This is a genomic window from Pararobbsia alpina, from assembly GCF_965118125.1.
GTDB classification, from domain to species: Bacteria; Pseudomonadota; Gammaproteobacteria; order Burkholderiales; family Burkholderiaceae; genus Pararobbsia; species Pararobbsia alpina_A.
Genome location: NZ_OZ221288.1, coordinates 1046165 through 1059466, shown reverse-complemented (window position 1 = coordinate 1059466; position 13302 = coordinate 1046165). Strand labels below are relative to the sequence as shown.

At 62.8% G+C, this 13302-nt stretch carries 9 protein-coding genes and 1 pseudogene; 4 read left to right on the top strand and 6 right to left on the bottom strand.

The annotated features are described in order from the left end of the window. Positions 1-595: 595 nt before the first annotated feature. Entirely contained in the window at positions 596-1930 is a 1335-nt protein-coding gene (locus tag ACMFWR_RS22945; protein ID WP_413196988.1) for an AAA-associated domain-containing protein, read from the top strand. Positions 1931-2039: 109 nt separating this feature from the next. On the opposite strand, the gene ACMFWR_RS22940 is transcribed toward ACMFWR_RS22945, so the two are convergent. Further along, positions 2040-2735 carry a pyridoxamine 5'-phosphate oxidase family protein gene (locus ACMFWR_RS22940; RefSeq protein WP_413196987.1) on the bottom strand — a complete coding sequence of 232 codons (696 nt, stop codon included), beginning with the start codon at positions 2733-2735 and terminating at the stop codon, positions 2040-2042. 197 nt (positions 2736-2932) lie between these two features. Between ACMFWR_RS22940 and ACMFWR_RS22935 the strand changes: the two genes are divergently transcribed. The 3 genes from ACMFWR_RS22935 (at position 2933) to ACMFWR_RS22925 (ending at position 7057) form a co-directional block, all read left to right on the top strand. Next, entirely contained in the window at positions 2933-4405 is a 1473-nt protein-coding gene (locus ACMFWR_RS22935) for a PLP-dependent aminotransferase family protein (RefSeq protein ID WP_413197325.1), read from the top strand. A 275-nt stretch (positions 4406-4680) separates the two neighbouring features. Beyond that, positions 4681-6099 carry a patatin-like phospholipase family protein gene (locus ACMFWR_RS22930; RefSeq protein WP_413196986.1) on the top strand — a complete coding sequence of 473 codons (1419 nt, stop codon included), beginning with the start codon at positions 4681-4683 and terminating at the stop codon, positions 6097-6099. A gap of 148 nt (positions 6100-6247) precedes the next feature. Further along, positions 6248-7057, top strand: coding sequence for a 5'-methylthioadenosine/adenosylhomocysteine nucleosidase (locus ACMFWR_RS22925; RefSeq protein WP_413196985.1), 810 nt, complete (start codon positions 6248-6250; stop codon positions 7055-7057). A 149-nt stretch (positions 7058-7206) separates the two neighbouring features. Here the strand turns inward: ACMFWR_RS22925 and ACMFWR_RS22920 are convergent, their stop codons facing one another. From ACMFWR_RS22920 to hpnJ, 5 genes and pseudogenes are all read right to left on the bottom strand, one after another. After that, on the bottom strand, positions 7207-8259 hold the full coding sequence (locus ACMFWR_RS22920) for a phytoene/squalene synthase family protein (protein WP_413196984.1): 1053 nt from the start codon (positions 8257-8259) through the stop codon (positions 7207-7209). Between the two features lie 337 nt (positions 8260-8596). Further along, a pseudogene (gene ilvA, locus ACMFWR_RS22915) lies at positions 8597-9595 on the bottom strand (threonine ammonia-lyase, biosynthetic); the annotation flags it as partial. 378 nt (positions 9596-9973) lie between these two features. Further along, on the bottom strand, positions 9974-10972 hold the full coding sequence (locus ACMFWR_RS22910) for a lysylphosphatidylglycerol synthase domain-containing protein (RefSeq protein WP_413196983.1): 999 nt from the start codon (positions 10970-10972) through the stop codon (positions 9974-9976). Next, positions 10969-11787 carry a hopanoid biosynthesis-associated protein HpnK gene (hpnK, locus tag ACMFWR_RS22905; RefSeq protein ID WP_413196982.1) on the bottom strand — a complete coding sequence of 273 codons (819 nt, stop codon included), beginning with the start codon at positions 11785-11787 and terminating at the stop codon, positions 10969-10971. The genes ACMFWR_RS22910 and hpnK overlap by 4 nt, the downstream gene beginning before the upstream one ends. A gap of 81 nt (positions 11788-11868) precedes the next feature. Next, entirely contained in the window at positions 11869-13293 is a 1425-nt protein-coding gene (hpnJ, locus tag ACMFWR_RS22900; RefSeq protein WP_413196981.1) for a hopanoid biosynthesis associated radical SAM protein HpnJ, read from the bottom strand. Between the last annotated feature and the right edge of the window lie 9 nt (positions 13294-13302).

The window sequence follows — 13302 nt, the reverse complement described above, 5'->3', positions numbered from 1 at the left end:
CCCGGGGCGTTAGACGACATCCCGGAGTTAGCACGCGGCATGCCTGTGGGGCTTTTGCGGGACTTTTACGACCCGGAAACAGAGCGCGCAGCGCCTTGTCGGACGGGCCTCGACGGGATTTCGCCGTTCGCGCGCGGCGGACTCGCGTGGCGCTTTGGGCACATCCCGTGCCCGGAGGCGATAAGCGGGTTGACCGGGCAATCAGGAGACGACTAGAATTCCGGCGTCGTTACAAATGGGGCCAATGCCTTGGACAGTTGCAGTAGTCGATCTTCGAACAGTTTTACTGCCTGAGTCGCAGGACGTCCCCAGCCCTTTCCAGAGCCGCCGTCTTGCGAGTCAGCAGACGGTGCGCGTCAAAGTCATCTTTCCCGTGCATCTGATTCAGCGCCAGGCTGATGCGTCGGTTTCGACCATCCGCGTGGCGAGACGCTGCGAGCGTATCGGCTCGCGGCAAGGCCCGCTCGCGAGTACTTACCGGCCCGCGACGTGCTAACGAACATGTGCAGCCTGCCGATATCCAAGCTATAGATCTGGCGCGGATCGCGGCACTGCGGTGAATCAAACGCCTTGACTCGATTGGAAAGGACAAGCAATGCAATCCACGACGACCGTATCTCCGCAACGCCTCGAGTCGCTCGTGCCTGACGGGCGTGAAGTGCTCGATGTCAAGAATGTTTCGCGTGGGTTCGATACCACGCCGGGCGAGTCGCTCGTGCTCGACGGCGTCAACCTGACGCTGAAGGAACGCGAGATCGTTGGCTTGCTTGGCCGTTCAGGCTCGGGCAAGTCGACGCTGCTGCGCATTATTGCGGGCCTGATCGAGCCGTCCGGCGGCGAGGTCAATTACCTTGGCAAGCCGCTGACCGGCCCCGCCAAGGGTGTCTCGATGGTCTTTCAGACGTTTGCGCTGTTTCCGTGGCTGACCGTGCTCCAGAACGTGGAAGCGGGTCTTGAGGCCCTGGGCATCGGCGCGCGTGAGCGTCGCGAGCGTGCGCTCAAGGCGATCGACCTGATCGGTCTGGACGGGTTCGAGAATGCGTATCCGCGCGAACTCTCGGGCGGCATGCGCCAGCGCGTGGGTTTTGCGCGTGCGCTTGTTGTCGATCCGACGCTGCTGCTGATGGACGAGCCGTTCTCGGCGCTCGACGTGCTGACGGCCGAAACGCTGCGGACCGACTTGCTCGACCTCTGGAACGACGGCCGGCTGCCGATCAAGTCAGTGCTGATTGTCACGCACAATATCGAAGAAGCGGTGTTCATGTGCGACCGCATTCTCGTGTTGTCGTCGCATCCGGGGCGTCTGACGGCCGAAATCAAGGTGCCGTTCGCGCACCCGCGCAATCGACTCGCACCGGCCTTCCGCAAGCTCGTCGATGAGATCTACGCGACGATGACGGCGCGGCCGAGCGGCGAAACCGCCAAGAAGGGACTTTCGCTGGGCAGCGCGTTGCCGCAGGTGTCGACCAATCTGATGGCCGGCTTTATCGAAACGCTGGCTGCGGCGCCGTACCATGGTCGCGCCGACATGCCGGATATCGCACGCTCGCTGCAGCTCGAGATCGACGATCTGTTCCCTGTGGCGGACGTGCTCCAGCATCTGGGCTTTGCCGATATCCGTGAAGGCGACGTGTTCCTGACCCCGCAAGCGCGCGTGTTTGCCGAGTTCGGCACGCAGGCCCGCAAGGTCATGTTCGCCGACCACCTGCTCAAGAACGTGCCGTTGGCCTCGCGAATCCGCCAGGTGCTTAACGAGCGCCCGGGCAACAAGGCGCCGCGTGTGCGTTTCGAGCAGGAGCTCGAGGACTTCCTGGCCGACGAAGCTGCCGAGGAGACGCTCGACGCCGTGATCGACTGGGGCCGCTACGCGGAAGTGTTTTCGTACAACGATCAGACCGAGTTGTTCAGCCTGGCCGACGTCGAGGCCTGAGTCCGTCGCAGTGACTCATCCTGGTGAGGCCGCCATAGTGCGCACACCGTAGTGTGCGCACCGCAACGGGTGCGCGTCACTGTGCCCGTCGTTGTAGAGCGGCGGTGGTTCAGGACTGCGACGTTTCCATGGCTTCATGGGTGCGACCGTCTGCGGCCGCACTCCACTGAGCCACATATTTCGGTGTACCTGTCGGCGCGGATTGCACGATGGGTTCAAACGCAGCCAGTCCCATCGGCAGTACGCCCGCCCAGACCGGGATCTCCAGATCCACATCGTCATCTGCCGGTCCGCCCGTGCGCATCTTCGAAACGCCTTCCGCAAGCGAGATCCGCAGCAGGGTCGTGGCGGCCAGCTCCTTCGCATTGCCCGGCCGCACTTCGGCCTGCCGACCCGGCGCGAGGCCTTCCAGGAAGGTCTCGAAGGCCGCCGCCTTATGCGCATCCGGAACGAGTTCAAACGAACCGTAGATGATCGCCGATCGATAGTTCATCGAATGATGAAATGCCGAACGCGCGAGCACAAGGCCGTCGAGATGCGTAACCGTGACGCAGGCCTGTGCGCCGTTGCGCAGCTGCTTGAGCATACGGCTTCCATTCGATCCGTGGATGTACAGGTAGTCGCCTTCGCGCCAGCAGGCGGTCGGAATGCAATGCGTGCCGTGTTCATCGGCGAACGCGATATGGCAGACGTACGCTTCGTCCAGAATGGCCTCGAGCGTGGCACGATCATAGCGGCCGCGCTCGGCCATGCGGCGCACGCGCGTGCGCACGGAAGGGGGAACGCCTGCGTCGGCCGTCGTCATTGAATGCTCCTCGGTGTAGTCGTCAAAGTCAGTTTCGAACCCAATCCCCGGCACGGTGCCCTGGTTCGGTCCCGTAGCTCGGTGCTGTGTTTCGGTCATGAACTCAGGTTTGAGCATGGGTGGTTCGCAAGCACTCACAATAGAAAAATCGTGGCACCATGTATAGATCCACGGCCTGTACAGAAATTGGAGCCATGATGGACTATCGAGTGCTGCTATCCGGCTTCGAGCGCGATGCCGCGCACAGGGGGCTTGCACGATCGTCGCAGCAACATCGGCTTTACGCATGCCTGCGATCGGCGATTCTCGACGGCAAGATCGAGGAGGGCACGCGATTGCTGGCGTCGCGCACCTTGGCCGAGGAACTCGGTATGGCGCGCAATTCAGTGTTGTACGCGTATGAGCGACTCGCGACTGAAGGGTTCGTGCTGAGCCAGCGGCAGGGCACGGTCGTGGCACGCGTCAGGCTCGAGCGGACAGAAGTGCGCCCGAGCGATGAAGCGTCCGAGCTATCCCGGCGCGTGGCGACGATCGATCCGCCGCCCGAAGGCATGAACGATTTGCTCCCGTTTTTGACCGGCACGCCGGCGCTCGATGAATTTCCGCTCGCGCAATGGCGGCGCTGCATGGACCGCGCGATGCGCGATCTTGGGCCGGGCCAGCTCGGCTATATGCCCGTCGAAGGCGCCGAGGCATTGCGGCAGGCGATCGCCGGATATCTGCGCATTTCGCGCGGCGTGCGGTGCGACGCATCGCAGGTACTGATCACCGACGGCACGCAAAGCGGGCTCGACCTCTGTGCGCGCACGCTGGCTGATGCAGGCGACACCGCGTGGATCGAAAACCCCGGCTATAACCGGGCGCGCGGATCGTTTCTCGCTGCCGACCTCAAGCTGGTCCCGATTCCGGTCGACGCGGACGGGCTTGCGCCCACAGCGACCGACTGGGCGGACCGCACACCGCGCCTGATCTACATCACGCCATCGCATCAATACCCGCTGGGTTCGGTGATGAGTCTCGAGCGACGCCTCTCGCTGCTCGAGCAGGCTCACGCGTCGGGGGCGTGGATTATCGAAGACGACTACGACAGCGAATTCCGGCACCAGGGTGCGCCGTTGTCGGCATTGCAGGGATTGACCGACGATGCGCGTGTGATCTATCTGGGCACCTTCAGCAAGGTCATGTTTCCGGCCTTGCGCATTGGATTCATGGTCGTGCCGGTGGCGCTCGCGCGCTCGATGCGGCGTTCCGCGGCGGCGTTGCTGTTGCGTGGGCGCGTGGCCGAGCAGATGGCGCTGGCTGACTTTATTGACGCCGGACATTTCACGCGGCATCTGCGCCGTATGCGCCGGCTCTATGCCGAGCGGCGCGCTGTGCTGCAGGATGCGCTCGAACGCCACCTCAGCGATGTGTTGACCGTCTCCGGTGGCGCCGGAGGCCTGCACCTGTCGGCGCGCCTCGATATCGATGTCGCGGACACGGTCGTGAGTCTCGCTGCACGTAAGCGGGGGCTTGTTTTGCGTGCGCTATCCGGCTTTTGCCTGCCCGGGTCGGATGCAGCAGCGCACTACAACGGATTTGTGCTCGGATATGGCGCGGTGCAGGCTTCAGAAATGGAGGTGCATGTCAGGCGTCTGCGTGAAGTGATCGACGAAGTCGTGCGTGGATGAGCGACACGTCGGGTGGTTCGAAGATCGCCAGCCATTGCCTCCGCTCAACCGGGCTTGCAACCTCGTCCGCGGATTGCACGTGTCGATCTCTGCGTTGCCGGGTCGTGCTCGATACCCGCAAGTGCAAGGGGTAAGTCCCTATCTATTCATCGCGTTTTGCTGCCGATGTATGGGTATCGGCACGGGTAAGTGCGTGCCGACTGAGGTGGCTGTGTTCAGCCGCCGTCACAGGCCCTGCGCATGGACAGGGCACGCTTTCTTAACGGGCCGCCGCGATGAACGACACACCACTGACAGCACTCGTATTGAGTGGCGGTGGTGCGCGTGCGGCCTATCAGGTCGGCGTGTTGCGTGCGATTGCGCAATTGCGGCACGAGGCACGATCCCATGCATCCGCGCTTTCATCATCTTTCGCTTCATCATCGGCCCGTGCCGATTCATGGGCACCGTCCGGCTCGGCCCGCGATCCTGTCGCATCGGCCACCGCGACGGGTCGCGGCGCATCTGACCCACGCCGTACGTCCAAGCCGTCAGACAACCCATTTGACATCATCGTCGGTACTTCGGCTGGCGCGATCAACAGTGCGGCGCTCGCAAGCCGTGCCGATCGATTCGAAGAGGCAGTGGACATGCTTTGTGATGTCTGGGCGAATTTCAGTGCCGACCAGGTCTACCGCGCAGACTCGATAGGCGTGATTCGCAATGGCGCCCGCTGGGCGACGATGTTGTCGCTGGGCTGGGCGCTCGCGCGCTGGCGGCGGTTTCGGCCGCGCTCGCTGCTCGACAATGAGCCGCTTGCCGAACTGTTGCAGCGGCTCGTACCGATGCATCGCATCCCTGCGATGCTCAAGCGCGGACATCTGCACGCGCTTGCCGTCACGGCATCGAGCTATGGCACGGGCGAGCATGTGACGTTTTACGATTCGCGCGAGCCGATCGAGCCGTGGATCCGTACGCAGCGTCAGGCGGTGGCGACGAAAATCGACTACACGCACTTGCTTGCGTCGTCGGCCATTCCGTTTATTTTCCCGGCTGCGAGTATCGAGCAGCATGGGCACGAGGTGTGGTTCGGCGATGGCTCGATGCGCCAGACCGCGCCGCTCGCACCTGCAATCCATCTGGGCGCCGAGCGCATGCTCGTGATCGGCGCGGGGCGACTGCAGGAGCCTTCCGTCGAACGTGCGCCTGAGCGCCGCTATCCGAGCGTTGCGCATATCGCGGGTCATGCGTTGTCGAATATCTTCCTTGATGCGCTGGCGGTCGATGTCGAACGCATGGCGCGCATCAATCACACGCTGTCGCTGCTGCCGAACGAAGCCCTCGAACAGACGCCGCTGCGTCCGATTGACTTCCTCGTGATCGCGCCAAGTGAGCGGCTCGACGACATTGCGGCACGACACCTCGACGCGTTGCCGCGCCCAGTGCGCGCACTGCTCCGAGGCGCAGGCGTCGGCAAGGCCGGCCCACGCGCCCAGGGCGCCGCGCTGGCGAGCTATCTGCTCTTCGAAGCGCCTTACACACAAGAACTCATGGCACTCGGCGTGCGAGACACGTTGAGCCGCGCGGAGGAAGTGCGGAAGTTCTTTGGATGGGATGTGGCGTCTCAACGAGGGCAGGCGCGTGCCTCGCGTGACACCGATCAACGACCGGAATCCTTGCAGCCTGCTGAACTGACGTCGTACGCACACGTGTAGCAAGGGGGGCGCGACAGGGTACTCGTCGCGGATCGATGGCCCTCTGCGAAGCCGGGACGCGCGTAGCGAGCGGACAGGTACCGAACCAAGTCATTGCCACGGCTCAGTGGCATACTCTGGGCCTGTTCAGCCGTTTGACGATCTTTCGATGCGTAATTCTGTTTCCGATTCCGGATTGCGGGCCTCTTCGATCCACGCGAGTGCTGGTGGCCCTATAGGCATTGTCGCGGCCATGCCAGGTGAAATCACGGCGCTTCTCCATGCGATGCGAACCGACCGGGCGGTCGAATCGCACCTCATCGGAGGTCGCGAGTTCTACAGCGGTGAACTGTTCGGCAGGCGTTGCATAGCGGTGCTCGCAGGCGTAGGTAAGGTGGCTGCCGCGATCACGGCGACGACGATGATCCGGACGTTCGACATTTCGGCGCTCGTCTTCGTGGGTGTCGCTGGCGGCCTCGCGCACGGTATCAGCGTCGGCGATATCGTGGTCGCCGAGACGCTGCTCCAGCATGATCTCGATGCCAGCCCGCTGTTCCCCCGTTATGAAGTCCCGTTGTTGGGCGTCAGCCGTTTTCCGGCGCACGCGGACCTTTCGAACGCATTGGCGCTGGCCGCTGAACAGTACCTCGGTTTCGTTGGCGTCGGACGCGTGCACCGCGGGCTGATCGTCAGCGGCGATCAATTCGTCAACGATGCGGACGACGTGCGCGCCCTGCGTGACGCATTACCGGACGCGCTTGCTGTCGAAATGGAAGGGGCATCGATTGCGCAGGCCTGCGATGCGTTCAACGTTCCGTTCGCTGTGGTCCGTACGATCTCGGATTCAGCAGACGGCGAGGCCGGCCGCGACTTTCCGCGCTTCCTTGAGGAACGTGCGAGTGGCTACTCACTGGGGGTGATCGAACGCTTCCTGCAGGGCACACCCGTTACGTTCGGTGAGGCAGAAGCGGACGTTTGACGCCGCAGCATGACGCGATGGACGGGCGTGGGTGAGGCGCACGACTGCGGCGGTCACCAGGCCCAAGGCCGGCTCGGATCGGCGGCCTAAGTCAGTACCCGAAATCCGAATCTCAGATCCGAGTCCCAAATCGGGACTGACATTTCGCCTCAGACACCCACGCGCGCTTCGACGGCATCGATCAGCCGGTTGACCCAGCGCGTGACGAGGCTGTCGGACATCACCACCGCAAACGAGTACGCAAGAATCCGGTAGACATCATTTCGCCGGATCTTCGACACGCGCGCCGGATCAAGCCAGGCATCGTTATCCGCAAGCAACACCAGCGTTTCGAGCCCGATGATGATGGGCCAGATACACGCGAGTCTTAGCCGGATGGCGGTGCCCGGAATGGCCAGCGTGTAGGCAAGGGCGTCGCGATAGAGCGCGAGCGTTGTTCGCAAAAGGGCGTCCCGCACGGGACGGGCACGCAACGACGCGTCCGGCAGCAGCAAATCTTCGGCTCGCAACTCGTGGTGCGCCAGCATGTCGGCCGGCAGATAGCACCGCCCGATCCGCAGATCCTTGCCCGTATCGCGCAGCACATTGGTCATCTGCAACGCCTTGCCGAAGCGGATGCCGCGATCGATGACCGTCGGTGGTTCGCCTTTGAGCGTGCCAGGGACATGGGCGTACGTCATGCGCGTCCAGAATTCGCCGACGCATCCAGCCACGAGATAGGTGTATCGATCAAGGGCCTCGGGCTCAGGCAGCGCGAGGATGCGGCCCGATTGTTCGTCGGGGAACGTACGAAGGTCAAATTCCATCCCTTGCGTCAGCGTCGTCACGATATCGCGCACCGCGGCACGATCGGCTTCGCCGAACCCCTCAAGTACGTCCAGCGCAGGTCCGATCGATTCGAGCAGCACCTTCTCATCGGATTGCGTCTGTTCCCGCGCGACTTCGGTCGCCAGCGTGCGCGAAAGTGTGCCGTCGTCGCGCGCGCCATTGACCTGTGCACGCAAATCCAGCAGCAACGCTAACCGACGCTCGGGGTCGACCAGCGACGTATCGGCAATGGTGTCGGCAGCGCGCGCAAGCAGATAGGCGAGCCCGACCGGGTCGCGCATCCCGGCGGGCAGCACGCGCAGTGTCAGGTAAAACGAGCGGGAAACCCCTTTGAGCAGCGTGCCGAGCAAATAGGCTCGGTTCGAATCAGGCATGGATGGCGCGAAAGTGGATGGAGACGTGACTTCGTGTCGGGCTGCCGAATTGTATCTGTCCTCCGAGAAACGAGTCGATCCGCCGAGCATTCAGGCCATTGCGGACCCGGTCGACATGCTTGTGGCATGCGCCGGGTCCGGGAGCGCCATCACCGGCCGGGTAGGCCGGAGCGCCCGCTCGAGGTCACTTCGTGAGTGTGCGGTTCGCAATTCGGGGCGTTGCGGCTGTTCGAGGCGGCCGGTACTCCTTCAACGGTCGATCCAGTTCACGGACCTGCCCCTCCGCGCCATGCGATGTCATCCGTTCCTGGTTTGCCGATCAGATACGCTTCGCACAGGCTTCGACAAATTCGGCGCGCTCGGCGACAAAGCTCACACGATCGAAATTGATGTTCGCGCCGGAGGTGACTGCGACGTATTCGCGGCCCTCGTGACGCTCGTTGCCCTCGCGGCCTTCGATCTGTTCGCGTTCGATGTACTGTTTGAGACCCGCGACAGCGAGTGCACCCGCGGGTTCGAGCACGCAGCGGGTTTCCTGAAACACATCCTTGATGGCGGCGCATAGCGCATCCGTATCGACGAGCACGACTTCGTCGAGATACGCGCGGCATACGCGGAACGTCTCTTGTCCGACGAGCTTCACGGCCGTCCCATCCGAAAACAAACCCACTTCATCGAGCGTGATTCGTTCGCCGGCTGCGAGGGATCGGGCCATCGCGCACGAGTCGATCGTCTGCACACCGATGACTTTGATTTCGGGTCGTACGGCCTTGACGTAGGCCGCAATACCCGATGCCAGGCTGCCGCCGCCGATCGGCACGAAGATCGCATCGAGCGGCCCTGGATGCTGGCTCAGGATTTCCATCGCGACGGTCCCTTGACCGGCGATCACGTCGGGATCGTCAAACGCAGGGACGAAGGTCAGTCCGCGCGCGAGCCCGAGTGCCCACGCATGCGCATAGGCATCGCTGTAGGAATCGCCGTGCTGAACCACCTCGACTGTATTGCCTCCGAGCGTGCGAACCGCGTCGACCTTGACCTGAGGCGTGGTGAGCGGCACGACGATGACGGCCTGAATGCCGAGCTTCTCCGCCGAGAACGCGACACCCTGCGCGTGATTGCCGGCAGACGCGGTGATGACGCCTCGTTCGCGCATCGCGGCATTGAGGTTGGCAACCTTGTTGTAGGCCCCGCGCAATTTGAATGAGAACACGGGCTGCGTGTCCTCGCGCTTGAGCCATATGCGGTTGCTTGTGCGCCGGGACAGGGCGGCGGCGTAGTCGAGCGGTGTCTTGCGTGCGACTTCGTAGACGCGCGCCGTCAAGATCTTGCGCAGATAGTCATGGCACGTGAGCGCGCGTTCATCGCTGCTGCGCGAGTGTGTGTCACCGACTCGATGAGTGTCGGTGACGTCCGTCTCGTCGGTGAGGTCTGCGACTTCTGAGGCTACTGTAGCTACGGTGGCGTGTGTGGCCTCGGTCGCGTCCGTGGCCTGTGTGGCTTCGTGTGTCATCTGTTTTCCTTATCGGATTAAGACGACCCAGGAGGCGGACCCAACAAAAAACCCGCCTCAGGGGGCGGGTTGCTTGTCTTGAAGATACCGACGCGTGCTAGCCCACCCTTCGAGGAATGGTGCTAATAATAATCAGCGCGAGGGCAGCGGTGCGGGTCTTCATGTGCTGCAGTCTCGCCGAGCGAACAGGATCTGTCAAGCTCACACCTGCGCCGACGTTTTCGACGCCGGGCCCAGCGTGCCACGCAATTCGGCGAACTGCCACGCAAGCAGGCCAGGTACGTACATGACGAGATCGCGCAGGCGGCGCGCGCCCGCGAGGGCCAGGCACGTCGACGGATCGAGCCCCAGTGCTCCGCCGATCAGCACAAAGCCGCCTTCCTGCACACCCAGGCCAGCCGGCACGAAAAACGCTGCGCTGCTCACGGCCTGAATCAGCGACTCGATGACGACGGCTTCGACAAAGCTGACGTGAGCCCCAAGGAAATGCAGTGCGATCCAGATTTCCGCGGACGTCGCCAGGCACTGGGCCGGTTGCCAGACAAACAGGAATCGCACGACGTCGCCGCGACGGCGCCACACGAGCTTGAGCGCGAGATCGATGCGCGCGGAGTGTCCGACGAGTTCGTCGAGCTTGCCGCTCGTCACGTGATTGAGCATGCGGCTCACGCGTTCGAACGGTCGGGCGTGTTGAACCATCGCAAAGAGCACGAGCAACGGCATCAGTGCGACGACACCCCAGGCGAGATCGCTCGCAAGTTGCAGCGCTTGCGAATCGGCATGGCGAAACAGAAAGCCGATGCCGACCATCGTAAAGACGAGCTGACTGATCAACGTGAGCTGCATATCGGCGACGATGCTCGCCGCGGCCCACGAAGGCCGCACACCAAAACCGCGAAGCATGCGGAACGACACAAGCTCGCCGCCGATACGTGCGACCGGCAGCAGTCCGTTAACCGATTCGCGCAGCCATACGCAGTGGAACATCTGAAGCAAGCTCGGGCGGCGCGAACCGCGCACGAGAATCTGCCATGCACGCGCGTTGAGCGGCATCGGTATCAGATGCGCAAGCGCGGCGATAAAAAGGCCGAAGCCGGCCGTGCGCATCAACGCAAAAATGGCCTGCGGCTGCGAGCGGTAGACAAGCCACGCGGCAATCAGCAAGCCGGCGAGGGCGGAAAGACGACTCAGGTGCTTCATGACTGGAGAAAGTCTGCGAAACCGCCACGTGTGAGTGCGAGCTTGTCGAGCGCAGCGCGGACGCGGGGTGACAGCAGTGCATCGAGTTCATCGACATGGCGATACGCACGCATGGTCGGCGTGATCGGCTCGTCGCCCTCGATAGCGGGATGCAAATAAATTTCGTTGAGTCCGTCGGGCAAGGTGTTGATGGCGTCGAGCAGCGCCTGCTCATCCATGGCACCGGTGTGCCGCACGCCGACGACATAGCGGTTGTGCGCGATACCCGCACGCGTGAGACGCGCGCGCGTCAGCGCGAGCCACGGACGCAGCCCCCAGGGCGCATCGGGTTCGCATGGCACGCGCATCGATCGCATGCCAAACTCACGGCCGATCGACAGGATCAGCGACAACACCGTCGGATGCAGATGGAAATGCTTGTGCGTATTGACGTGGTCGAGCATGAGGCCGCTGGCGGCAAAGGCCTCGAATTGCGCGCGAATCTCGATCGCAAGTTCTCGGCGAGCGCGTGGCGAGAAGAAAAACCGCACGCCTTCGCGCGCCATGGCATCGGGAAAATAGCCGCGATCGTCGACGATCGAAGCGATCGACGGCGGCGCAGACACCGCGCGGCCGTCAGCCAGCACGATATGCAGACCGACACGCAGTGACGGGTGACGCCGCGCAATCTCGATGGCTTGCGCCGCGGCGGGCGCACCCACCATCAGACTGGTCGACGTGAGCACGCCTTGCGTGAAGGCTTGTTCGACAGCGAGATTGACCCGCGCATGCAGGCCAAAATCGTCGGCATTGATAATGAGGCCCTGCCGGCTCATCGCGGTGCGTCCTTCATTCTGATGCCGCGCCGTGCGCGATGAGCCTTTGCCAAACGGTCTGCCAATCGGTCTACCAATCGATCAGCTCTCGTGGGCACGCAGGAAGCGGAAGAACTCGACGCCTTCACGCAAGCGACGCTGCATCATCTCCCAGCTGCCGAGCATTTCGCGAACGATTTCCCAGATCTTGCTCGGGCGGAAATAGAAGCTCCGGTAGAAGCGTTCGACGCCGTGATAGATCTGTTCCTTCGACAGGTGCGGATAGCTGATGGCGGCGAGCTGCACGCCCTTGTCGCTGACAAGATTGATCGTCTTGTTCGCTTCCATCCAGCCGTTCTCGACGGCTTCGTTATAGAGGCGCGTGCCCGGGTAAGGCGCGGCGAGCGACACCTGGATCGTGTGCGGATTGATTTCCTTCGCGTACTCGATCGTCTTCTGGATGGTGTCTTCGGTCTCGCCAGGCAGCCCAAGAATGAACGTGCCGTGCACCTTGATACCGAGCTTGCGGCAGTCTTCGCTGAAACGGCGCGCGATATCGGTACGCAGGCCCTTCTTGATGTTCAGCAGGATCTGGTCGTCGCCCGATTCATAGCCGACGAGCAGCAGACGCAGACCATTTTCCTTCATGATCTTGAGCGTCGAATACGGCACGTTGGCCTTGGCATTGCACGACCACGTGACGCCCAGCTTGCCGAGGCCGCGAGCGATTTCTTCGGCGCGCGGCTTGAAGTCGGTGAACGTGTCGTCGTCGAACATGATCTCCTTGACCTCAGGCATGTTCTCCTTGATCCACTTCACTTCCTCGAGCACGTTGTCGACCGAGCGCACGCGATAGCGGTGACCGCCGACCGTTTGCGGCCAGAGGCAGAACGTGCACTTCGAGCGGCAGCCGCGACCCGTGTAGATCGACACGTACGGGTGCTGCAGGTAGCCGATGAAGTAGTTGTCGAGCTTGAGGTCGCGCTTGTAGACCGGAGCGACGAACGGCAGTTCGTCCATGTTCTCGATCATCTGAGCCGGACCGTTGTGCTCGATCGAACCGTCGGCGAGGCGATAGCTGATCCCGGCGATGTCCTTGAACGCCATGCCGCTCGCGACATCGCGGCACGTGTAGTCGAATTCTTCACGGCACACGAAGTCGATCGCATCGCTGGCGGTCAGCGAGCCATGCGGATCGACAGCGGTCTTCGCACCAACCATGCCGATCAGGATCGACGGGTTGCGCTTCTTGATTTCCTCGGCGAACTTCGCATCCGTCGGGAACGACGGCGTGCTCGTGTGCATGATCACGAGTTCGTAATCGAGCGCGATCTTGAGCGTCTCTTCGACGCCGATTTCGTCGGCAGGTGCGTCGAGCACACGGCTGCCCGGCACGAGTGCGGCCGGTTGCGCGAGCCAGGTCGGGAACCAGAACGACTTGATTTCGCGTTTGGCCTGGTAACGCGATCCGGCGCCGCCGTCGAAGCCGTCAAACGAAGGGGCCTGGAGAAATAGCGTCTTTTTCATAGTGATGTC